This window comes from Bacillus sp. CH_48 (assembly GCF_038008465.1).
GTDB classification, from domain to species: Bacteria; Bacillota; Bacilli; order Bacillales; family Bacillaceae_G; genus Bacillus_A; species Bacillus_A thuringiensis_S.
In genome coordinates this window covers 1,318,830-1,341,752 of the sequence record NZ_JBBOZF010000001.1, presented here as the reverse complement: position 1 = coordinate 1,341,752, position 22,923 = coordinate 1,318,830, and the positions used below count along the sequence as shown (strand labels likewise).

Below are 22,923 nucleotides of genomic sequence, written 5' to 3'. Positions count from 1 at the left end.
GGGAATGTTTGAATCAGTTCTTTTTTTCATTTCTTTGAAATACCTCATACATATTATTCATGATCGTATCATATAAAACAGCAAGTTTATCCCACACCCAGCGATTACTATCGACTTCTTTTTCCCCACAGTCGATAATATCGGTATGGTCAGTAATTTTATACGCTTTTTTAACGATAATAGGAGCAATCTTCGGTATACGTGGGATTTCCTTTAAGGTATCTGCAAAGTTTCCAATGTAGACATGACCGATGATTTCGATTGTTAATGATTTATCCGATATATTTAGCACGGTATGAAATTGATTTGTATGTTGTTGTTTTAAATATTGAGCTAACTTAAATGGAGCATGCTTCTTCTTTAATACGCGGCGAAGGCTCTCTGTATTTTCGATATGAAGTGATTTTTCGCGAATAAGGACACGAATATCTTCTCCCATAAAAGGCATTGTGTTGTACATAGATGATTCTCCTTAAAACCTTACATATGTTTGCGTTATGCATATGTAAGTCTAGCATGGTTTGTTCTTTATGTGTGCTTACAGTTTTGTAAGGTGATGTAGTAAAGCATTGCAAAAGTTATTTGTATAAAGTGACGATACTGTGACAAACATGTTGGTATATATATTACGATGTCGTCTTAAGTGTAAAAAGTAGGGCGTTCTCGGTATAATAACAAGTGGAGATAAAAGAAACTATAATGAGTAATAGCTGTAGATAAAAGGAGAAGAAGAGATGAAGAAGGTTTTGGGTATTGCTGTAATGGGAAGTATGATCCTTCTAGCAGGATGTAATGGAAATAAAGATACGAAAGAACCGAAAGAAAAGGTAGAGCAATCTACTGAACAAACAGAAGAGATGAAAGAATACCTTGCAGTACATGAAAAATACGATATAAAAATGAATAAAGAAATTAATAAAGCACTGCAGTTATTTGAAGTGGCAAAAGAAAAGGGCGGTAAGGAAATAACGAATGCAACATATAAAGAAGACGTGCAAAAGGTAACAACGAGCATGTTAGAAGATATTGATCATATACGTAAAGAAATTCGTGTTCCGAAGTCGAAAGAGCAAGAACATGAGGTATATGTTGGTTTCTTGAATGAATCAGAACAAGCGATGAAAAAATTACAGAAGTTAGCTAAAGAAGAAGATTCATCGTTGATTCGTGATATAGAAATTAACTTTGCAACAGCATCGACATACTATAAACGTTTTCAAGCAGAAACGAAAAAATAACCTTGCCTGTGCAAGGTTATTTTTTCTTCTTGCCATCTCCGTCTTCATCCTCAGATACTAATATTTTCTGTTCTTCGTGAAATTCGGAAATAGTTTGCCCGGTAATATTATCGAAAGGAGTATAAAAAGAAGTAATACGTTTCTTTTTAATAAAGAGTTTATAGGAGCCGATGATGACAAGTATAACGATTGTTAAGGGTAATCCTATAGTAGCAAGAAGTAAGGGGGCCATCTTATAACTCCTTTAACATCATTTCTTTTTATGATAAGCCGAAAACTGTAATTTCGATAAATGAATTAAAAACTGATTTTTCTAAATTTATCCAATTCGATTGACTTTTCAATTTTTCAGAATTATAATTCGAAATATACAATTTGAACCAAATAATAATATAGCAATTTACTTATCCAGAGAGGTAGAGGGACTGGCCCTATGACACCTCAGCAGCGGGTTCTGTAATAGGAACACCGTGCTAATTCCAGCAAGCAAGTCTTGAAAGATAAGTGATGGGCCTTTTTTTGTTAAGCCTTGATCTTATTTTTTAAGATCAAGGCTTTTTGTATTCTAAAAAGAGAAAAGGGAGTAATGGAAAAAGTACATTCATAAAACAAGGTAAATTCATGTGTTTAGGGGGTTATTGAAGTGTATGTAATTAAAAAATTATCGGTTATGGTGTTCACACTATGGGTTATTACGACAGTGACATTTCTAATTATGCATATTATTCCGGGAGATCCATTTTCATCAGATGCAAAAATCTTTCCTGAAGAAGTGATCCAAAACATGAGAGCGAAGTATCACCTTGATGAACCGTTATGGAATCAATATGTTGCTTATTTAGACGGTGTAGTTCATTTTGATTTTGGTGAATCGGTTCAATCAACCGGGCAAGGTGTATCAGAAATTATAACAACTGGCTTTGGTCCATCAGCAATTATTGGTCTACAAGCACTTGTTATTTCATTGTTAGTAGGAATTGCGGCAGGGACATTTGCTGCTCTATATCATGGGAGAGTAATTGACTATAGTGTGAGTTTGCTCGCAATTTTAGGTATTTCTATTCCAAGTTTTATTTTAGCACCACTATTTATACAAGTATTCGCTATCCAATTTGAGTTTTTACCAGTAGCCTCTTGGGGAACATTCGAACATACGGTATTGCCATCCTTTGCATTAGCGTTAGGGCCAATCGCAGTTATTACAAGGTTTGTTCGTTCTAATATGATCGAAGTACTGCAGAGTGATTATATTAAGCTAGCAAGAGCAAAAGGTATACCAATTAAGAAGATTATTATAAGACACGCTCTTCGAAATGCGATTGTTCCAGTACTTACATTTGTTGGACCGTTAATGGCTGGACTCTTAACAGGGACTTTCGTTATTGAAAAAATCTTTTCAATTCCTGGCCTAGGAAAATATTTTGTAGATAGTATTTTTAACCGAGACTATCCGGTGATTATGGGAACAACGATTTTCTATAGTGCATTATTAATTGCTTGTATTTTCATTACAGATATTATTCATCGCATTGTTGATCCGCGTATTCGTTCTATTACATAAGGAGGGGGGATATTTAAATGGGAGCTTATGAGATTAATGAACAGTTATTAACGAAAGAAGAGAAAAAAGAATTAACGATAAATAAAAATCAGCAAACAATTAGCAGAAAGAAAGAAGTGTTTCGTAAGTTTATATCGAATCCAATCGCAGTTTTAGGAACAGTGACGTTATTGCTAATTATTGTTTTCTCGCTTATTGGCGAAAGTTTAACTTCATTTACTGCGAGTGAACAAGTAAAAGAGGCAACAAATTTACCGCCGAGTAGTGAACATTGGTTTGGAACAGATGATCTAGGGAGAGATATTTGGGCACGTACTTGGGCTGGTGGGAAGATTTCACTAACAGTTGGATTAGTAGCAGCTGCCCTAGATATAGGGCTTGGTGTACTGATTGGTGGATTTAGTGGATATGTGAGAGGGCGTAATCGCCTTGGAACGTTAATTGATGAGTGGATTATAAGAGGAATTGAAGTATTATACGGCATCCCATATTTATTAATTGTTATTTTACTATTAATTGTTATGAAACCAGGTCTTTTCACCATTATTATCGCTCTTGCATTAACGGGATGGATTGGAATGGCTCGTCTCATTCGAGCACAAGTATTGTCTTTAAAACAAAGAGAGTTTGTTATTGCAGCAGAGCGATTAGGTACATCACATATGAAAATTATATATGGGCATTTAATTCCGAATTTAACAGGGATTATTATCGTGAATTTATCATTTACAATTCCAGCAGCTATTTTTTCAGAATCATTTTTAAGCTTTATAGGACTTGGAGTACAATCACCAGCGGCAAGTTGGGGGACGATGACGAATGATGCACTCGGGACATTATTGAGCGGAGAATGGTGGCAGCTATTTTTCCCGGCAATCATGATTGCACTCATTATGTTCGCATTTAATGCAATTGGTGATGGTTTGCAAGATGCGATTGATCCAAAAATCGTCAAACGGAATCGAAAGGAGAAAAAACATGGCACAGCTCTTATCTTTAGAAAACGTAACATTGACCGTTGAAAAAGAGAATAGTAAGCAAGCAATTATGAAGCATGTTTCCTTTTCTATTAATGAAGGTGAAATCGTTGCACTTGTAGGAGAAAGTGGTTCAGGAAAAAGTGTTACAGCACAATCTATTGTCGGATTAAATCAAGAATCTATTCATATCGATGATGGGAATATAGCTTTCCAAGCAAATGAATTAACGAATTTACAAGAGTCAGAATGGAATCAAATTCGCGGAAAAGATATTTCCTTTATATTTCAAGATCCGCTTTCATCTTTAAACCCAACGATGAAGGTAGGCAAACAAATTACAGAAGTAGTTTTGCAACATGGGAAAAAATCGAAAAGAGAAGCAAAGGAAATTGCGATTAACTTGTTAACGGGTTTAGGGATACATGAAGCAGAGAAACGCTTTGAACAGTACCCACATCAATTAAGCGGAGGTATGAGGCAGCGTATTTGTTTAGCAATTGCGTTTGCTTGTCACCCAAAGCTTGTAATTGCAGACGAGCCGACAACAGCGTTAGATGTAACGATTCAGAAACAAATTATGGGGCTATTAAAAGAAAGAAAAGAAAAACAAAATACGAGTATTTTATTAATTACACATGATTTGGCACTTGTACGTGAAGTAGCTGATCGAGTAGTTGTTATGTACGGGGGACGTGTTGTTGAAAAAGGAACGATACAGGAGGTAATAGGTTCTCCTAAACATCCATATACGAAAAGTTTATTACAAGCAATTCCGAATATGGATGATTCCGAAAAGGTATTACGTGCTATAGAAGGAACGACACCTTCCATTGAAACATTAAATAGCTTTGGTTGTCCTTTTGTAAATCGTTGTCCAGTAGCGATAAAAGAATGTATTCATCGTTTTCCAGAGAGAACCACATATTCTAAGGAGCATAGTTCACATTGTTGGCAACATGTTCTAGAGCATAATAAAGCGAAATCAAAAGAGAAGGTGAATGCCTCATGACGACAGATTTAATTACTATAAAGCAAGTAACGAAAACGTATGGAAGTAAAAGTAAAGAAATCACAGCGTTAAAAGACATATCACTTTCTATTCCGAAAGGAACAACACTTGGCATTATTGGTGAAAGTGGTTCAGGAAAAACAACACTTGGAAAGCTCATAGCAGGGATTGAGAGTCCAACGTCTGGTGAAATTGATTATAACGGTCAAGTCGTTCACAAGCTGAAATCAGCTCATAGGCGAGATTTTTTACAGAAAGTACAGTTCATTTTTCAAGATTCCACAGCAGCATTAAATCCGCGCTGGAAAGTACGCGATAGCGTAACGGAGGGTTATATTTCATTCGGTTTAGGTGATAAAGGATTAAAGGATAAAGTAGCAGGTGATGCGCTAGAACGTGTGGGATTAGATAGACGATATATCGATCGCTATCCGCACGAATTTAGCGGAGGACAACGTCAACGAATTGCTATTGCAAGAGCGTTATTGTGTGAGCCAGAAGTATTGATTCTTGATGAACCAATTTCAGCATTAGATGTTTCATTGCAAATTCAAATTGTACATCTGCTGCAAAAGATTCAAAAGGAACAAGGCTATACATATTTATTTATCGCACATGATTTGCCGATGGTTCACTATTTATGTGAAAAAGTGGCTGTCTTATATAAAGGAGAACTTGTTGAATTTGGAAATACGGACGAAGTGTTCTGTAATCCACAACATTCTTATACAAAAACACTATTGGCATCAACACCAAAAATTTCAGGTTAAAGGAGAATGTAGGATGAAGAAGTTTTTACTGTTTGTCATTATGACTGTTTTAGCAATTACTTCTGTCGCTTGCGGTAAGAAAGAGACGCAAAAGGCGAGTGCTGGTAAGGGAGAAGGAGATCGATTAGTAACGAATATTGGTAGCGATCCATATACACTTGATTCCGCTATTGCGACAGATAGCACGTCAGGTTATGTAATTGGACATTTATTCTCAAGCTTATATACGCAAGATAGTGATGGGAAATATCAAAATGAATTAGCAGAGAAAGAAGAAGTAAATGCTGATGGAACTGAGTATACAATTCATTTAAAGAAAGATATTAAATGGTCAGATGGTTCTGCTATTACAGCAAATGATTTTGAATTTGCATGGAAGCGATTATTGAATCCGAAAACGGGTTCTATGAATGCAACAGAAATGTATTTTATTAAAGGGGCAGAGGCATACAATACTGGAAAAGGTGAAGAAGGACAAGTTGGTATTCAAGTCGTTGATCCTCAAACATTAAAGGTAACTCTTGAACATCCAGTTGCTTCTATTAAACAGAAATTAGCAAGCTCATTATTTATTCCATTAGCTAAAAAGTCGATTGATGATAATAATAAATTAAAAACAGATCCAAAAGAGTTAATTACGAACGGGCCATTCACATTAAAAGAATGGAAGCATAATCAGGCTATTACAGTACAAAAAAATAAAGAATACTATGATAAAAAGGTAACATTAAAAGAAATTGAGTTTCGTATTATTCCAGATTCTAAAACAGCGTACCAATTATATAAATCAAAAGAATTAGATTTACTAAGCGGTTTACCGCAAGAAATGATTGAAAAAGAAAAAGGAAATAAAGAATATAAACGTGTTGCAGGATTTTCATCTTATATTTATTCGTTTAACGTAGAAAAAGAGCCATTCACAAATGCGAAAGTACGTAAAGCATTCTCATTAGCAGTTGATCGTAAGTTTATTGTTGAAAAACTGTATAAAAACAATGCACAAGAAGCAAATGCATTCGTTCCAGAAGGAGCAAAAACACAAAGTGGGCGTGATTTCCGTAAAGAAAAAGGTGGTTACGTTAAATTTGATCCAGCAGAAGCGAAAAAATTATTAGAAGAAGGCATGAAAGAACAAGGCTGGTCTACATTACCTGAAGTAACATTAAAATTCACTACAGATACACAACATAAAAAAGTAGCAGAAGCAATGCAAGAAATGTTTAAGAAAAATCTTGGCGTAGATATTAAATTAGAAAATAAAGAGTGGAAGAGTTACATCGACACATATAAGCAAAGTGATTTCCAATTGGCTTATATGGGATGGGGCGGTTCTTTATTAGATCCAATTACTAAATTAGATTTATATGCAGGTGATGGTCCAAACAATTATGCAAAATGGCATAATAAAGAATTTGATGCTTTAGTGAAGGAAGCAGAAGTTGAACAAAATGAAGATAAGCGTTTTGACTTATTGCATAAAGCGGAAGATATTATGTTTACAGATTCACCATTAATTCCAATTATATTCCCGTCGGATTCCTATTTACAAAAACAAACGGTATCTGGACTTCAATATTATGTTGGATCTAAACCAGATTTAAGATATGCAAAAATAAAGAAGTAGGCAATCGCCTACTTCTTTATTTTATTTCTCTTTTATATTCTTTTTTCGTTCCATCAGAGAAGACAACTTCTAAATCGAATTTTTGGTAGTCTTTATCAAGTTTAAACACGTTCACTACTTGATCGATTACTTCTTGGTCAGGAGTATCTTTATCAAATTTTAATTCTTGTAGAAGTGGGCTTAATTTTGTAATAGCCTCGTCACCTGTAAACTTTGCATTTGTTTTATGGTCTTCAAGCTTTGCTTCCATTTTCTTATCAGCGGCTACATTCTTATAATCAGCTTCGTAGTCTTTCTTCGTATCTTGATAGTCTGCATCTAAACTAAATTCATTAAAGTTTAGTTTTAAATCTGCAGGAGCCTCATTTTTTGCTTCTTCAGTCGTCTTTTTATTAGAAGTTGTGTCTTCTTTTGCAGGGGCTTTACATCCTGTTAATGCAGGTACTAGCATAAGAGCTAATAAAACTGATAGTAGAATTCTCATTATAAATTCCTCCTTATGTAAATTCGTTCTATACAAGTTTTTCCCAAAAACATGTAATTATGTATGTGTTGAAAATAAATTATTATCCTGCAGTCACAAGGGCTCATCCGCAATTTAAATCAAAAATGATTTGTATGTATATGGTAAATTGAAGTTGTGAGGAGGTACTGAAATGCTTTCTAAAACGTATCAAACGATCGGTGAATTATTTCAAGCAACATATGCAGCAAATGGCTATTATACAATAATATTCGGAGGAGTTAGTTTAGAGAGAAATATTATTTCATTATTAGTTATTGTATTGGTTACACAATTAGTAGCAGTGACGACTTTAGCTATAAAAGGAATGGTAAAGGGAAGAGGAAGCTCTGTAGTTAAAGTTGTATAAAAGTAAAAGGTATCCTTCGTAGGATACCTTTTACTTTTGTTATTTTGCAACTTCTGTCCACTTATAGTTAAATTCACCGCCGAAGTCAGTCGTTACAAGTCCTTTAATGAAAGAGCGTTGTAAGTAAGAACGACCTTGTTGGTATAAAGGAGCGACAGCGCCGTCTTGTAATAGAATTTTTTCAGCTTGCTTCATTGCTTCAAAGCGTGCTTTTTCATCGCCAGCTAAATCTGTTTTCACTTTATGAATGAGCTCATCGTACTCTTTGTTAGAGTATTTATCGAAGTTATAAGCACTATCTGTTGTAAATAAATCTAAGAATGTAATTGGATCAGCGAAGTCAGGGCCCCAGCCATCAATACCAATTTCATAGTCACCACTTAATAGTAGTTTCAACTGTTGTTTACGTGGTTGCGGTTTTAAATTCACTGTTAACCCATCTAAGTTCTTTTCTAACTCACCTTTTAAATATTCACCAGTCTTTTTAGCTAAAGCATTGTCACTTGTTAATAGTTCGATTGTTACTTTGTCAGTACCAAGTTCTTGTTTTGCTTTTTTCCAGTTTTCTTTCGCTGTTTTCACATCATCCTTGACTAGATTTCCATTTTCTTTACGGAAGTCATTGCCTTCTGGACTTTTTGCAAATTTCGCAGGAACCATTCCTTCAGCGGGAATAGCACCGTTATTTAAAATTGTTTCTACATAAGCCTTTTTATTCATTGCGCCGTTAATAGCAAGGCGTGCATGTTGATTTTTTAATGTTTCATTTTTCTGATTTAGTCGTAAGAATTGAATGCCGACTTCAGCGCGTTCCTTGAAGTTTGGATCGCTCTTATATTTATCAACAAACTCTGCAGTTAAAGCAACGCGATCAATTTGTCCTGAATCATATAAATTCACTTCTGTAGACTTATCTTTAACGACATTGAAGTTGATTTCTTCTAATTTTACCGTTTTAGCATCCCAATAGTTAGGGTTTTTCTTCAATTGGAAACTTTGTTCGTGTTTCCAGTTATCTAATGTGAAAGCACCGTTGTAAATTAAATAATTTGTTTCTAAACCGTATTTATCGCCCTGAGACTTTAAGTACTCTTCATTAATTGGCAAGAATGTTGAGAATGTCGTTAAGCTTAAGAAGTAAGGAACAGGACGGTCTAGTTGTACTTCTAACGTTTTGTCATCAACAGCTTTGACCCCTAGTTGATCAATTGGTAATTGTTTTTGGTTTATTTGTTTCGCATTCTGTACATCGAAGAATAAGAATGCGTATTCAGCTGCTGTATCAGGATTTACGGCACGTTGCCAAGCAAAGACGAAGTCCTTTGCTGTAACAGGAGTACCGTTTGACCATTTTGAATCACGCAGATGGAATGTATATTTTGTTTTATCGGGACTAATGTCAACCGACTCAGCAACACCAGGAATCGGTTTATTATCTTCTCCCATTGCATATAAACCTTCAAAAACATTGCGCATTACATTCATGGATTCCCCATCCGTTGCTTTTGCAACATCCATTGTTGGAATTTCTGAAGCGAATGATAAGTTAATTGCTTGTTTATCAGGTACTTTATCGTTTGCTTTCGCTCCGCCTGCATTATCTTTATTTCCCCCGCAAGCAGTTAGTAATAGACTTGCCCCTAAAACAGATGCAACAACAGGTACAACTTTTTTCTTCATTGTTCGTTCCTCCCTAAATGTGTTGTTCGTAACGTCATAATGTCCATGTCTTGAAGTAGCTATAGAAGGAGATGAAACCTATTATAAATATTTGTTTATAGGTAATCAGGTGTTCTATATGTATATACATGTTGAGCTATAATCTATCGTTATATGTTTCAACGTAGTAGACATTATATTTTGATGGTGAAATATTTTGTTTATTTGATTATTTAGAATATTAACACTGGAAAGAACTATATGTCAATAATAAAAATAGAATGTTAATTTCTTAGAATAATATATTAAAAAAGTAGATTCTCTTGTGTGAGAGAACCTGCTTTTAATATATTTTGCTAAAAAAACAATTGGTGTGGGCTAATAATAAGTGGGGATGAAGAACCCTCACTTATTACGGTTTTACTTTATTTTTCAATTTTTGCCCACTTGAAATTTAATTGACCCGCAAAGTCTACTTGCACAATTCCTTTCACATAAGAACGTTCTAAATAAGATTCGCCTTTTTGGTAAAGAGGAGCGATAACAGAGTCTTTAAATAATATTTTCTCGGATGCTAGTAATGCTTCCCAGCGAGCTTTTTCATCACCAGCTAAAGTTGTTTTCACTTTTGCTATTGTTTCATCGAATTCCTTATTAGAGTAATGATCTAAGTTATAAGGGTTATTCGTTGTAAATAGCTCAAGGAATGTAATTGGATCCGCAAAGTCAGGGCTCCAGCCGTCAATTCCGATTTCGTAGTCACCTTTTAATAAAAGCGAAACTTGTTGCTTACGCGGTTGCGGTTTTATATTTACTGTTAATCCATCTAAATTCTTTTCTAGTTGCCCTTTTAAGAATTCACCAGTTTTCTTATCAAGGTCAGCATCACTCGTTAATAATTCTAATGTTATCTTTTCAGAACCAAGCTCTTGTTTAGCTTTTTTCCATAACTCTTGTGCAGATTTTGTATCAACTTTTGTTAAATCGCCGTTTGCAGTACGGAAGTCTTTTCCTTCAGGTCCTTTTGCAAAGTTTTTTGGAACGAGACCAAGTGTTGATGTAGAGCCATCATTTAATAACGTATTTACAAAGGATTTTCTATCAATTGTTTGATTAATTGCTTGGCGTGCAGAAACATTTTGAAGTACTTTGTTTTGTTGATTCATACGTAAAAATTGTACGCCTACGTTTGGACGTTCTTTAAAGTTAGCATCCTTTTTATATTTATCGACAAAGTCAGATGTTAGTTTTATACGATCTAATTGTTTTGACTCGAATAAATTTACTTCTGTTGATTTTTCTTTTACGACGTTAAAATTGATTTCTTCTAGTTTGACAGTATCTTTATCCCAATAGGTAGGGTTTTTCTTGAATTTAAAGCTTTGTTCGTGCTTCCAATCGCTTAGTGTAAAAGCTCCATTGTACAAGATTGTATGATCTTCTAAAGCGTACTTATCACCTTGTGCTTTAAAGAATTCCTCGTTAATTGGTAGAAATGTTGGGAACGCTGTTAAGCTAATAAAATACGGAACAGGACGCTCCAATTCTACCTCAAACGTATGGTCATCAACTGCTTTTACACCAAGTTGGTCGGCTGGAAGTTCTTTGTTGTTAATTTTTGTTGCATTTTTAATATCAAAGAATAGAAATGCATATTCAGAGGCTGTTGCTGGATCTACGGCTCTCTGCCAAGCGAACACAAAATCTTTCGCTGTAACAGGAGTGCCGTTTGACCATTTTGAATCTCGCAGGTGGAATGTGTATTTTGTTTTATCGCCACTTACTTCATGAGATTTTGCAACGCCAGGGAAAGGTTTGTTACCTTCACCAAGATTATACAAACCTTCAAATACGTTTCTCATTACTTGACCAGAATCAGTATCTGTAGCACGGGCCGTATCCATTGTTCGTATTTCAGTAGGTGAAGATAAATTTAAAACCTGTTTGCTAGGTGCCTCGTCTTTTGCATTTGCTCCGCTTGCTTCGTTTTTATAACTACCGCAACCAGTTAATAAAATACTTACTCCTACAACTGATGCAATACCGGGTACAAACTTCTTTTTCATTTGATTTTCCTCCTAAATAATTAAGTTTGGATGATGATGAGGGAAATGAAAAATAAAAAATCCCTCTTTTCATATTGAGAAAGAGGGATTTTTACGTACAAGTTATGCACCCGTATATAAACGAAGTCCCTCATTCTATCTTTCAAGCATAAAGCTTGCAGGAAGTGGCACAGTATTCAAAATGAACCTGCTGCCGAGGTTTCAAAGGGCCAGTCCCTCCACCTCTCTTGATACAATGAGTAAACGAATAAATTTTATTAATTTTTGTGTTTCTTTGATAATTCAAAATCTTACACCTTGAACAATGAAGTGTCAACCAAATGGAATATAGTTTAAATTTTCAGTTATCTCAAATGAAAAAACCACTGCATATGGCAGTGGTTTTTCGCTTAGAAGTTAAAGTTATCTGGATCTGGACCAACGCGACGATCTTCATTTAAAGCTTGAATTGCTTTCATATCATCAGCACTTAATTCAAAGTCGAAGATGTTTGCATTTTCAATAATGCGATGTTCTTTAATTGATTTAGGGATTGTTACAACTTCGTTTTGTAAATCCCAGCGTAAAATAATTTGCGCAGTTGATTTATTATATTTTGTCGCAATTTCTTGTAACGTTGGATTATCTAGTAGTTGTCCTTGCATTAATGGTGACCAAGCTTCAAGCTGGATATTATGTTCTTTACAGAAAGCGTGTAACTCTTCTTGTGCTAAACGTGGGTGGTATTCCACTTGGTTGACCATTGGCTTAATTTCAGCAATTTCAAATACGTCTTGTAAGTGGTGAATGTGGAAATTACTCACACCGATAGCGCGAACACGGCCATCTTTATAAAGCTTTTCTAATGCTTTCCATGATTCGGTATATTTCCCTTTTACAGGCCAATGTACTAAATATAAATCTAAATATTCTAGACCTAATTTCTCTAATGTAGTTTCAAATGCTTGAAGTGTTGTTTCATATCCTTGATCGCTATTCCATACTTTTGAGGTAATAAATAATTCTTCACGTGAAACACCGGATTCACGAATCGCTTGTCCAACGCCTTCTTCATTTTGATAGATTGCTGCAGTATCGATGCTGCGGTAGCCATTTTTAATTGCTGCTTTTACAGAATCAATTACTTCTGAACCATCTTCTACTTTAAAAACACCTAAACCAAACCAAGGCATTTTTACACCGTTATGTAATGTTGTATAGTCCTTTAAACTTGTTAAAGTCATATTATTTCCCCCTAGCTTTTTTGTTTGTTGCTTCTACTGCTTTTTGAATTGCCTCTGAAAAATTATATTCATATAAAGTTTTGAGACCCTCAGCTGTGGAACCACCTGGCGTTGTTACTTGTTCGCGGAGGTTAGCTGGATCTTGCGTTTGTTCGAGCATAGAAGCAGAGCCAGAAATCATTTGAATGACAAGATGTTTTGCGGTTTCTTCATCGACTCCATAACTTTTTGTTGCTTCAATTAAGCTTTCAGCAAAGTAATAAAGGAAGGCTGGTGCACTTCCAGTAACTGCAGTAAGCTGATGAACTTCTTCCTCAGTACAAAGTTGCGAAGTACCAATACCTCTTAAAAGCAGTTGCAGGGTTTCTTGATGCATCTCTTTTATTGATTGTCCCATTGTATATAAGGAGATAGACTTTCCAATTTCAGCAGCTGTATTAGGCATAATCCAAGCAACAGGCGTGCCTTTTGGGAGTCTAGCTTCTAAATAAGATGGTCCAATGCCAGCTGCTACTGTTACGACAAGTTGATTTGATATTAACGGAGATAGCTCAGCTAATAACTCTTCATGAGCAGAAGGTGGCATTGCTAAAACAACCGTATCGACAGATGTAACATGCTGCTTCCAATCTGTTGCAGTAGACACATTATATCGATGTTGTAACTGTTTTAGTTTTTCTGCGTTGCTTCGGTTAGAGACGATAATTTCTTCGATGTACTCTTTGCTTGTTTTAAGTAATCCGGAAAATATAGCTTCGGCCATACGACCGGCACCAATAAATAAAATTCGATGTTTAGTTAGCATATCCTTTATTCCTTTCTAGTAGAGATATGTTATAAAAACGATATCATCTTTAAGAGAATTTTGTAAAAAGAAAAGACTTACCGTAGATGGAATGGATAATGGGAAGGCGGAAATTCATGGTAAAGGAAAGGGCTATTACTTATACTGGTTTCTACGTCATACTAATATTAGCTGTTATTAATCTCTTTATATGTGTAGCTGGTTTGCTAGAGTGGAAGAGCAATTATAAGGGGCAAGAACATACAAATAATTATATCTAGAAAATAATTAGAATTGAAAAACCCCTGAAGCATATATGCTTCAGGGGTTTACTGATAGAATATAAGATTATGCTTTTGTCATACCAAGTAATACAGCACCGCCGATAATTAAAACACTGCCTAGTGCAATAAAGATCAATTGACGTTTTGTTTTCTTTTCACCTAAGAAGACAATTGCACCGAATGTTGAGATAACGATTCCAGTTTGAGATAATGGGAAGCTTGTTGCTACTCCGACACGTGGTAATGAAAGAAGTAAGAATAAGTTTCCCGTTCCCCATAGTAAACCGGATAAAGCATTACGAATTGCATATTTGTTAAATGGTTTATGTTTAGACGTCAGTACAACCGCACCAACAAACATACCAACTGCTTGTGGTAAAATAGCAGACCAACCATCGATATTATACCAACGAATAATAATTACATATACAAGATAGCCGAAAGTAGAAACAATTAAAGTAAGAAGTCCTTTTTTCAATTGTCCTGGTGGCTGAGCATTTTCTTTATCATCTAGTGATGTGAATACAACACCAACTACGATTAATAGGATTGCAATCGTTCCCAGAACAATTGTTGTCGTAGTAGTCCATTCACGGAAAGCGATAACCCCAAAGATAGAAGTTGCAACAAGTTGCATACCAGTAGAAATTGTTACGGTAGTTGAAACACCTAGTTTTTCAACTGTTTTTAATTGGTTTACTTGTCCTAAAGCCCAGAATAAACCTGAAATAAAACCAACAATTAAGACTGTCATTGTTAAAGCTGGTTGAGTAAATACATACATAATTGTTGCGAAGAATAGAGCACCGATTGTCATACCTACCGTTTGGCTATATGCACCACCGCCCATTTTTACGCTTACTAATAAGATGTTTCCCCATGCAATTGCAGGAAGAAGCGCTAATAAAATGTCCATTACAAGACTCCCTTCGGTTTCCTATACCAATATAATTACATATCGTTCTAACGATCGGTAATGCCCCACTAATAGAGTAGAAGATTACCGATCGCTAAAACAGGATGAAGAATTCACGATATAAATGCGTTTTCATTTCTTCATTTTTTGAAACACCTCCATATAATAACAGGAAATTGCCTATTTTAGAAAGTGAATTCAAATAAAATGTATATTTCAATAAGAGTTAAAATTCAGTTATTTCCCAACGACTTATTTATTTCCTAAGAAATAAATAAGCAGCTTCCAAAAAAGCTGCTTTAAAGGTTAGTAATTCTTTTGTTAATAAGCTGAATACATAGCAGAAATAGGAGTGACATACTAATAGTGATAACCACAAGTGTCCAGGCGAGTTGCATATTACTTGCGTCAATGGCCATGTAAATTGCAGTTGGGATTGTCTGTGTTTTACCAGGAATGTTCCCGGCAAACATGAGTGTAGCACCAAACTCACCGAGCGCGCGGACAAAGCTCAAAATCATCCCGCTTAGTAATGCAGGAAATGCGAGCGGAAGTGTAACGTGCAGAAAAACTTGATATTCACTTGCGCCAAGGTCACGAGCACTTTCTTCAATTTGTACATTTGCGATAGAAAATCCCGTTTTCGCTGATTGGTACATAAGCGGAAATGCAACAACTGTAGAAGCGATGATCGCAGCGGTAGATGTGAACATAATAGACTGCTGAAATAATGATTCAACCCACCTTCCGATCGGGCTGTTGTTTCCAAAGATGATAATGAGAAAGAAGCCGATAACAGTTGGTGGAAGTACCATTGGTAATAAAAATATGGTTTCTAATAGTACTTTATATCGCCATGAGGAGCGAGCTAGTGCTCGCCCGACAATCGTCCCTAAAATTGTAACGAGAATAGTGGCACACGCAGCTACTCTTAAAGATAGAAAGACAGGCGATATAATAGCATCAATGCTCATAGTAATTACGACAGGACTGTAAATCCATATTTCTTAAAGATAGATTGTGCATCTTTTGACTGCAAATACTCATAAAATGAAGTCGCCTCTTTCTTATGTTTAGATTCCTTTATAACACCTAAAGGATAGTGGATTGGCTCATGAGAAGTAGCTGCTGCTGTTTCACCAATCTTTACTTTATCTGAAATGAGAGCATCTGTTTTGTATACGATACCAGCATCGATATTCCCTGTTTCTACATATGTTAACACTTGGCGAACATCTTTTGTAAATACGACTTTATTTTGAACATCATTCCAAAGGTTTTCGTGTGTTAGAGAAGCCTTTGCATATTTTCCAGCAGGTACAGATTCAGGTGTACCAAGTGCAATTTTTTTGATTTTCTCATCTTTTAAATCTTGAAATTTTGTAAGAGAACTATCTTTAGGGATGACTAGAACTAGTTCATTTCCAAGAAGATTTTTCCCTTCTTTTTCATTAATGAATCCTTTCTTTACAAGGGTTTGGAATTTATCTTCTGCTGCAGAGAAGAATAAATCAGCAGGTGCACCTTGTTCAATTTGTTGTTGAAGTGCTCCAGAAGCACCGAAGTTAAAAGAAAGTTTGATATTTGGCTCTTTTTCTTTATATTGTTTTTCAATTTCTTTTAATGCATCTTGTAAGCTTGCAGCAGCTGAGATAGTCAGTTCAACTGTTTTATCTTCTTTAGCAGCTGACTTTGTATTCTTTTCCCCACTTGTACAAGCAGCACTAAATATAAGAAGGAAAGAAAGTATAAGTGCCCCAATAGAACGTAATGTAAATTTATTCATAAAAAAATCCCCTTTCGTTTTGATATAACTAATTATAACTAATTATAACTAAGTATAACTAAATATAACTAGTTATAATTGAATATAATTTGAACATATATCTATTTTTAAAAAATAGGAGAAATATTCTTTTCTTTGTTACAATGAAAGGAGAAAGTGAGGAATCGTCTATGGATCATCATTCCTACACAACGGAAGAAGTAGCAAAGCGATTAAAGGTATCAAAATTAACTGTATACGACTTAATTAAAAAAGGAGAACTTCCTTCTTATAGAGTTGGTAGACAGATGCGCATTGATGCAGTGGATTTAGATCAATATATAAAACAAATGAAAACAGGAAAGGTACAAGTTACTCCTGTGAAAAACGATGGTAGTAGTATCTTGAACACGTGTATTATTAGTGGTCAAGAACTAACGTTAGATATGTTAGCTAAACGTATAGAAAATCGTTTGCCAAGTTCTAATGTTTTAAGAGCGTATCAAGGTAGCTTAACAAGTTTAGTGAAAATGTATCAAGGAGAAGGAAGTATCGTTAGTTTGCATTTGTTTGATGGTGAAACGGGTACATATAATGTTCCTTACGTAAAACGCATTTTAGTAGGTCAACCATGTATTATGATTAATTTATTGTCCAGAAATGTAGGGTTTTATGTCCAAAAAGGAAATCCGAAGAAAATAAAGACATGGGCTGACATATCCGGATCCACTATAAAGTTTGTAAATCGAGAAAAGGGTTCTGGTATTAGAGTGTTAGTGGATGAACAATTACGAATCCAAAAATTAAATAAATCCGATATTAGTGGATATGAATGGGAAGAATCGAATCATCTTGGTGTTGCCACGCAAGTTGCAAATGGAAAAGCTGATGTAGGAGTAGGTTCAGAAAAGTTTTCGCAAATTGTAAATGTGGACTTTATTCCAATCATGAAAGAACAGTATGATTTAGTAATTTTGAAGAATAAAGAAAATGAAGAGCTGGTTGAAGTCGTGAAAGATATTCTGCAATCGGAAGGATTTTATAATGAATTAAATGCGATTGGCGGATATGATATTAAGAAAACAGGTCAAATTATATATGAAACAAACTAAAAAGCTGCTTGTCTATAAGACGAACAGCTTTTTCTATATATAAAGGGGTTTGGGGAAACAAAGTATTAAATAAGACCTTGAGCAAGTGTGTAAATGAAAGCTGTAAGAAGAGTAGCTCCACTTGCAAGTCCGATAAAATGAAACTTTAATCAGTGAGGGCGGGGTATCCCTCGCTGATTATTAGTTGAACCAATCGGGCTTTTACGGGCAGTTGAACCTAAACCTAACTTCTTTGATTTCGCTGAATTTTGAAGTGGGAGTCTTACTGCCCGTTAATGCGGGGTAAAGTCTGATTTTTTGAAAGTAATGTTGTTCATTATAATCTCTCCTTATTTGTTTAATGTAGTTGCAACAGCTTTCACAGCATATTAATATGATGATGTTCTTCAATTGTTTTTAAAAAACTACGCATTGAATTCGTCATATAGCTATCTTTGCGGCGTATGAAAACCGTTGAAATACTGCCGTATTTTTCAGGGATTGCATGACAATGTACCTTACCTGCTTTAGAAAGATGATGGACAGCAGACTGTGGTACGAGTGTAATTCCGAGGCCAAGTGCAACGCTGTTTAATATTGTCTCTAATATATTGAATTCCATAATTCTTTTTGGTAGCAAACCTTCGTCTTTCAGCCATCGTTCTAATTTGGAACGGTATCCACATCCTTGGTTAAAAACGAGTAGAGGCGTTGTTGTAAATTCTTCTATATGAAAAGCTTTATTTTGTGTTACAAGCATTAATTTCTCTGTACTAACATCGTATTGTTCGATGAGTGGATGTTTAATAGGACCTGATATAAAGGCGCCATCTAATTGATGATCAAGTACTTCTCTAATTAATTCTTCTGTTAGACCCGCTTGTAATGATAAATCGACATTCGGATAGCTTTTATAGTAAGAAGATAAAATGGTAGGTAATGTACTTACTGTTTCTACTGTACCGATTTTTAATATACCGGAGGGTGTTTCACTATCTAAAAATACTTGTTTTAGTTCGTCGACATCTTGCAAAATTTTATTAACATAAACGAGCATTTTTCTTCCTTCAGCTGTTAAAGTCATCCCTCGTTTATGGCGGTAAAAGAGCGGGGTTTTTAATTCGTTTTCTAGTTGTTTAATACGTGCAGTTACATTTGATTGTACATAATTTAATTCCTTTGCTGCGTTACTTACACTACCCTGGTCGGCAACGCTTTTAAAGATTTGTAAGTCTCTTAATTCCATTTTGTAATCCCCCTTGATGTTAACTATCATTATAAATGATAGTTAACATCATTTTGAATCATTTTACGTGATATATTTTTTCTTTTACAATTCTCTTTGTGCAAATAGAAAGAAACGGGGGATTGCGGTGAGAAGAGGTCAAATGATAATAGGGGCTTTAGCGTGTTTAATTGCGAGTATGTCATGGGGAGCGATGTTTCCGGTTGCTGATCATGCGCTAGAATACATAGATCCATTTTATTTTTCGCTTATTCGTTATGGAGCAGTGGCGATAATGCTGATTGTATTGTTGTTAATGAAAGAAGGAAAACAGGCATTTCGTTTAGAGGGAAGAGGAAAGTTACTCGTCTTTTTTGGAACGATGGCATTTACAGTATATAATGTCCTCATATTTTTAGGGCAAATGTTAATGGGTAAGTCGGGTGTAATGGTAGCTTCCATTATGGAATCACTTATGCCGATGATTTCTATTTGTATTTTATGGGGATATAAGCATATAAAACCGAAGAAGTATATGATAACGAGTATGGTTATTGCTTTTGTAGGAGCTGTGTTTGTTATTACAAAAGGTGACATGAGTTTCTTTGTAACATTGAAAGATAATATGTTCCCATTAGCATTTATATTTATTGGTGTTGTAGGCTGGGTTATTTATACGATGGGTGGTCAAACGTGTAGTGATTGGTCAACATTACGTTATTCTACGTTGACGTGTGTATTCGGTACGACTGTTACAGGAATTATAACGGTAATTATAACGTCGCTTGGATATATTTCAGTTCCGAGTATGGGAACGATTTCTATTGTAAAATATGATTTGTTATTTATGATGACATTGCCAGGTATTCTAGCGCTACTTGCTTGGAACTACGGTGTGAAAATTTTATCATCCATTAATGGGATTTTATTTATTAATTTTGTACCAATTACGACTTTAGCTATTATGATGATGCAAGGGTATCAAATCACAATGTTTGATATTATAGGGACTGTACTTGTTATTGCAGCGCTTATTCGCAATAACGTTTGTCAGAGAAAAGAAGAAAATATAAATAAGAGAGTTTTACAAGAAGAGCAATTACGTCAAGCTGTTTAATAGGCAAATGGAGGATTTCACATGTTAGAAAGTTTATTGTTTTTCTTCGCCGTCGGAGTTGCCTGTGAGCTTGCAGCAATTAATCGAAATGGTCGTAAAAAGATAAAACAACAAGCTGAGCTGATACAGCTTTTAAAAGAGTTGAAAGAAAGAAAAAATTAAAAAGACGACCGGGCATAGACGGTCGTCTTTTTCTATATAAAGGGGAAAGGGGACACAAAGTTATACAAGCGTAGCAGCGTAAATGAAAGCAGTAAGAAGAAGAGAGCCGCTAGCTAATCCTAAAAAATCTAATTTGTTAAAAGTACTGTTATTCATAATACATTCTCCTTACTTGTTTAATGTAGAAGAAACAGCTTTTGCATCGAAAAGAGCTGATAATACCATGCCCATTGTATTTAAGAGATTGTTCGTTTTCATTTTGTTCATCATATTAATCCACTTCTTTTCGAATAATTGTTGCCCTGTTTCTGACTTAATTGTATGAAATATAGTAAGAAGTAACTATCGAATTAGCTTACAAGAAAATTACACTTTTGTAAGAATTGAAATTTAACAATTCATACTTAATTTTATTACCAACTCCTAAAACTTAGTGTTATAATCGTTATAAGAATATGATTATACTTCGGATGTTTAGAAAGGAACGAAACAAATGTATAAACCAATTACATTTTTGTTGAAATATATATTTAAAACAGCTGGAAAAGTAGAAGTACAAGGAAGAGAAAAGCTACCAGAAGGTGGACCGTATGTTGTTGCATGTACACATACAAGTTTTATGGATGTATTAATGTTAGCTACAGGGATGTATCCAACTCAAATTCATTACATGGCCAAAAAAGAATTATTTGAAGGGAAATTCAAAAATTGGTTCTTTAAAAATGTAAATGCATTCCCTGTAGATCGTGCGAACCCAGGACCAAGTACACTTAAAATTCCATCACGTTTATTAAAAGAAGGAAAGGTAGTAGGGATTTTTCCGAGTGGAACGAGATCAGCGGAAGATGTTTCATTAAAAGCGGGTGCTGTGACAATTGCGATGCGTTCTAATGTTCCGTTAGTACCAGCAGCTTATGTTGGTCCATCAAGTGTAAAAGAATTAATAAAGGGGAAAAAGGCACAATTGATTTTTGGAGATCCAATTCAAATTGAGGCTGGAGAACAAATAGATCGAAAAACCGCTATGAAAATGATGACAGATCAATTAAATGAGAAGTTTGAGGAGTTAAAAGAAGCTTTGCAATCAAATCAAAAATAAGAAAAGACGACCGGGCATAGACGGTCGTCTTTTCTATTACTATTTATAATAAAGGGGAAAGGGGACACAAAGTTATACAAGCGTAGCGGCATAAATAAAAGCAGTAAGAAGAAGCGAGCCACTAGCTAGTCCTAAAAAATCTAATTTGTTAAAAGTGATGTTATTCATAATACATTCTCCTTACTTGTTTAATGTAGAAGCAACAGCTTTTGCGTCGATAAGAGCGGAAAATACCATGCCCATTGTATTTAAGAAATTGTTTGTTTTCATTTTGTTCATCATATTAATCCGCTCCTTTTCGAATAGTTGTTACCCTGTTTCTGACTCAATTGTATGAAATGTTGCGGAAAGTCACTATCGAATTAGCTTACAGAAAAATTACACTTTTGTAAGAGAAACGAATGAAGGTGTAATGATAAGAAGATTTGACATATGTTCATGAGATTCATTAAGTTAAAGGTAGAGGTGAGTGTATGGCTAATATTAAAGATATTGCAAAGATGGCGGGAGTTTCAGTTACGACTGTTTCGAGAGTGTTGAATGATCACCCATATGTAAGTGAAGAAAAAAGAAAAGCGGTTATAGAGATAGTTGAGAAATTGAATTACTCGCAAAACGCAAATGCTGTTCATTTATCAAAAGGAAAAACGAATATTGTTGGTGTGATTTTACCGTATATTAATCATCCGTGTTTTGATGCGATGGTGAGCGGAATGATGGAGACTGCGTTAGCGCATAATTACAGGGTGCTACTTTGCCAAACGAATTATAATAAAAAAGAAGAAATGAAAAGTTTACATATGTTAAAAACAAAACAATTGGATGGTCTTATTATTTGTTCACGTGCAAATGATTGGGAAACGATAGAACCGTATGCTTCTTACGGCGCAATAATTGCTTGTGAAGACAATGATATTTCAAACATCTCAAGTGTATATACGAATCATTCAGCGGCCTTTCAATTAGGAATGGATTATTTGATTGAGAAAGGTTATAAAAAAATTGGTTATTGTACGGGAAGAAAATTAGGGCCGAGTAGTCAAAAGCGTTTTGATGTTTATAAACAGCAATTGCAATCTATAGACGAAGAGGTTAATGAAGAATGGATTTTTACAGAATGTTTTACACTAGAAGATGGTGTAAAAGTGGCTCATAAGTTAAAAGAGATGCAGGATCTTCCTGAAGCATTAATAGTAGCAGGTGATGAAGTTGCGATTGGGGTTATGACAGAAGTTGAAAAATTAGGGATTCAAGTTCCTGAGGATTTAGCGATTATTGGCTTTGATAATCAACCTATCTCGCAAGTGTTACAATTGACAACTATTGATCAAAATTTAAAGGAGATAGGGAAAACTGCTTTTGAAATGTTGCATAGAAAAGTGAATGACGAGAGTTCTGAACAAGAAAAGCTGGAAATTCCATACGAACTTGTGGAACGCTCTACAGTTTAATCTTAATCCGTTATGTGTATAATCGCA

25 protein-coding genes, 1 pseudogene and 2 riboswitches are annotated in these 22,923 nt (G+C 35.0%); of the genes and pseudogenes, 12 read left to right on the top strand and 14 right to left on the bottom strand.

Going from position 1 to position 22,923, the window contains the following annotated elements; all coding sequences use genetic code 11:
• Nucleotides 1–13: 13 nt before the first annotated feature.
• Complete coding sequence (locus N2V92_RS06475; RefSeq protein ID WP_000282869.1) at nt 14–460, bottom strand: hypothetical protein; 447 nt, start codon at nt 458–460, stop codon at nt 14–16.
• Nucleotides 461–734: 274 nt separating this feature from the next.
• Between N2V92_RS06475 and N2V92_RS06470 the strand changes: the two genes are divergently transcribed.
• Nucleotides 735–1,238, top strand: coding sequence for a hypothetical protein (locus tag N2V92_RS06470; protein WP_000756523.1), 504 nt, complete (start codon nt 735–737; stop codon nt 1,236–1,238).
• 16 nt (nt 1,239–1,254) lie between these two features.
• Here N2V92_RS06470 and N2V92_RS06465 read toward each other — a convergent pair whose 3' ends face one another.
• Nucleotides 1,255–1,470, bottom strand: a complete 216-nt coding sequence (locus N2V92_RS06465; protein ID WP_000035364.1) for a DUF3951 domain-containing protein — start codon at nt 1,468–1,470, stop codon at nt 1,255–1,257.
• Between the two features lie 169 nt (nt 1,471–1,639).
• A riboswitch (SAM riboswitch) is annotated at nt 1,640–1,745 on the top strand.
• A gap of 136 nt (nt 1,746–1,881) precedes the next feature.
• Between N2V92_RS06465 and N2V92_RS06460 the strand changes: the two genes are divergently transcribed.
• Genes N2V92_RS06460 through N2V92_RS06440 form a run of 5 tightly spaced genes read left to right on the top strand, consistent with a single transcriptional unit; the run spans nt 1,882 to nt 7,182 of the window.
• On the top strand, nt 1,882–2,799 hold the full coding sequence (locus tag N2V92_RS06460) for an ABC transporter permease (protein ID WP_000289326.1): 918 nt from the start codon (nt 1,882–1,884) through the stop codon (nt 2,797–2,799).
• Nucleotides 2,800–2,816: 17 nt separating this feature from the next.
• A complete protein-coding gene (locus N2V92_RS06455; protein ID WP_000501537.1) occupies nt 2,817–3,821 on the top strand; it encodes an ABC transporter permease in 1,005 nt (334 codons plus the stop codon).
• Nucleotides 3,778–4,788 carry an ABC transporter ATP-binding protein gene (locus N2V92_RS06450; RefSeq protein WP_000057890.1) on the top strand — a complete coding sequence of 337 codons (1,011 nt, stop codon included), beginning with the start codon at nt 3,778–3,780 and terminating at the stop codon, nt 4,786–4,788. Before N2V92_RS06455 ends, N2V92_RS06450 begins: the two co-directional genes overlap by 44 nt.
• Nucleotides 4,785–5,558 (top strand): ABC transporter ATP-binding protein, encoded by a 774-nt coding sequence (locus N2V92_RS06445; protein WP_000205646.1) that lies wholly within the window; start codon nt 4,785–4,787, stop codon nt 5,556–5,558. The genes N2V92_RS06450 and N2V92_RS06445 overlap by 4 nt, the downstream gene beginning before the upstream one ends.
• A gap of 13 nt (nt 5,559–5,571) precedes the next feature.
• A complete protein-coding gene (locus tag N2V92_RS06440) occupies nt 5,572–7,182 on the top strand; it encodes a peptide ABC transporter substrate-binding protein (RefSeq protein ID WP_000714110.1) in 1,611 nt (536 codons plus the stop codon).
• 16 nt (nt 7,183–7,198) lie between these two features.
• Here N2V92_RS06440 and N2V92_RS06435 read toward each other — a convergent pair whose 3' ends face one another.
• Entirely contained in the window at nt 7,199–7,666 is a 468-nt protein-coding gene (locus N2V92_RS06435; protein WP_001221557.1) for a YusW family protein, read from the bottom strand.
• A 172-nt stretch (nt 7,667–7,838) separates the two neighbouring features.
• Here N2V92_RS06435 and N2V92_RS06430 point away from each other — a divergent pair, with 172 nt between their 5' ends.
• On the top strand, nt 7,839–8,054 hold the full coding sequence (locus tag N2V92_RS06430; RefSeq protein ID WP_000949587.1) for a hypothetical protein: 216 nt from the start codon (nt 7,839–7,841) through the stop codon (nt 8,052–8,054).
• 39 nt (nt 8,055–8,093) lie between these two features.
• Here the strand turns inward: N2V92_RS06430 and N2V92_RS06425 are convergent, their stop codons facing one another.
• The 7 genes from N2V92_RS06425 to modA form a co-directional block, all read right to left on the bottom strand.
• Nucleotides 8,094–9,734, bottom strand: a complete 1,641-nt coding sequence (locus N2V92_RS06425) for a peptide ABC transporter substrate-binding protein (protein WP_016078964.1) — start codon at nt 9,732–9,734, stop codon at nt 8,094–8,096.
• A 404-nt stretch (nt 9,735–10,138) separates the two neighbouring features.
• The gene (locus N2V92_RS06420) at nt 10,139–11,779 is read right to left on the bottom strand and encodes a peptide ABC transporter substrate-binding protein (RefSeq protein WP_000726448.1); all 1,641 of its coding nucleotides are present in this window, start codon (nt 11,777–11,779) and stop codon (nt 10,139–10,141) included.
• 132 nt (nt 11,780–11,911) lie between these two features.
• Nucleotides 11,912–12,016, bottom strand: a riboswitch (SAM riboswitch).
• Nucleotides 12,017–12,168: 152 nt separating this feature from the next.
• Nucleotides 12,169–13,002 (bottom strand): aldo/keto reductase, encoded by an 834-nt coding sequence (locus N2V92_RS06415; protein ID WP_000176912.1) that lies wholly within the window; start codon nt 13,000–13,002, stop codon nt 12,169–12,171.
• Nucleotide 13,003: 1 nt separating this feature from the next.
• Nucleotides 13,004–13,807 carry a pyrroline-5-carboxylate reductase gene (gene proC / locus N2V92_RS06410; RefSeq protein ID WP_000956241.1) on the bottom strand — a complete coding sequence of 268 codons (804 nt, stop codon included), beginning with the start codon at nt 13,805–13,807 and terminating at the stop codon, nt 13,004–13,006.
• Nucleotides 13,808–14,134: 327 nt separating this feature from the next.
• Nucleotides 14,135–14,986, bottom strand: a complete 852-nt coding sequence (locus N2V92_RS06405) for a GRP family sugar transporter (protein WP_000353549.1) — start codon at nt 14,984–14,986, stop codon at nt 14,135–14,137.
• A 299-nt stretch (nt 14,987–15,285) separates the two neighbouring features.
• Nucleotides 15,286–15,960 (bottom strand): molybdate ABC transporter permease subunit, encoded by a 675-nt coding sequence (gene modB, locus N2V92_RS06400; protein WP_000020519.1) that lies wholly within the window; start codon nt 15,958–15,960, stop codon nt 15,286–15,288.
• Between the two features lie 5 nt (nt 15,961–15,965).
• Nucleotides 15,966–16,772, bottom strand: coding sequence for a molybdate ABC transporter substrate-binding protein (gene modA, locus N2V92_RS06395; protein ID WP_001032237.1), 807 nt, complete (start codon nt 16,770–16,772; stop codon nt 15,966–15,968).
• 170 nt (nt 16,773–16,942) lie between these two features.
• Here modA and N2V92_RS06390 point away from each other — a divergent pair, with 170 nt between their 5' ends.
• Nucleotides 16,943–17,863, top strand: coding sequence for a substrate-binding domain-containing protein (locus tag N2V92_RS06390; RefSeq protein WP_016078966.1), 921 nt, complete (start codon nt 16,943–16,945; stop codon nt 17,861–17,863).
• Nucleotides 17,864–17,928: 65 nt separating this feature from the next.
• Here the strand turns inward: N2V92_RS06390 and N2V92_RS06385 are convergent.
• A pseudogene (locus tag N2V92_RS06385) lies at nt 17,929–18,009 on the bottom strand (DUF3948 family protein); the annotation flags it as partial.
• A 212-nt stretch (nt 18,010–18,221) separates the two neighbouring features.
• Nucleotides 18,222–19,088, bottom strand: a complete 867-nt coding sequence (locus N2V92_RS06380) for a LysR family transcriptional regulator (RefSeq protein WP_000423024.1) — start codon at nt 19,086–19,088, stop codon at nt 18,222–18,224.
• Nucleotides 19,089–19,215: 127 nt separating this feature from the next.
• On the opposite strand from N2V92_RS06380, the gene N2V92_RS06375 reads away from it, so the two are divergent.
• A complete protein-coding gene (locus tag N2V92_RS06375) occupies nt 19,216–20,184 on the top strand; it encodes a DMT family transporter (protein WP_016078967.1) in 969 nt (322 codons plus the stop codon).
• Between the two features lie 21 nt (nt 20,185–20,205).
• The gene (locus N2V92_RS06370) at nt 20,206–20,346 is read left to right on the top strand and encodes a YrzO family protein (RefSeq protein WP_000894065.1); all 141 of its coding nucleotides are present in this window, start codon (nt 20,206–20,208) and stop codon (nt 20,344–20,346) included.
• A gap of 60 nt (nt 20,347–20,406) precedes the next feature.
• Here the strand turns inward: N2V92_RS06370 and N2V92_RS06365 are convergent, their stop codons facing one another.
• The gene (locus N2V92_RS06365; protein WP_001066117.1) at nt 20,407–20,502 is read right to left on the bottom strand and encodes a DUF3948 family protein; all 96 of its coding nucleotides are present in this window, start codon (nt 20,500–20,502) and stop codon (nt 20,407–20,409) included.
• 337 nt (nt 20,503–20,839) lie between these two features.
• Between N2V92_RS06365 and N2V92_RS06360 the strand changes: the two genes are divergently transcribed.
• The gene (locus tag N2V92_RS06360) at nt 20,840–21,445 is read left to right on the top strand and encodes a lysophospholipid acyltransferase family protein (RefSeq protein ID WP_000277778.1); all 606 of its coding nucleotides are present in this window, start codon (nt 20,840–20,842) and stop codon (nt 21,443–21,445) included.
• Nucleotides 21,446–21,517: 72 nt separating this feature from the next.
• On the opposite strand, the gene N2V92_RS06355 is transcribed toward N2V92_RS06360, so the two are convergent.
• Entirely contained in the window at nt 21,518–21,613 is a 96-nt protein-coding gene (locus tag N2V92_RS06355; protein WP_001060007.1) for a DUF3948 family protein, read from the bottom strand.
• A 305-nt stretch (nt 21,614–21,918) separates the two neighbouring features.
• Between N2V92_RS06355 and N2V92_RS06350 the strand changes: the two genes are divergently transcribed.
• Nucleotides 21,919–22,896, top strand: a complete 978-nt coding sequence (locus N2V92_RS06350; protein WP_001273903.1) for a LacI family DNA-binding transcriptional regulator — start codon at nt 21,919–21,921, stop codon at nt 22,894–22,896.
• Nucleotides 22,897–22,923: the final 27 nt, after the last annotated feature.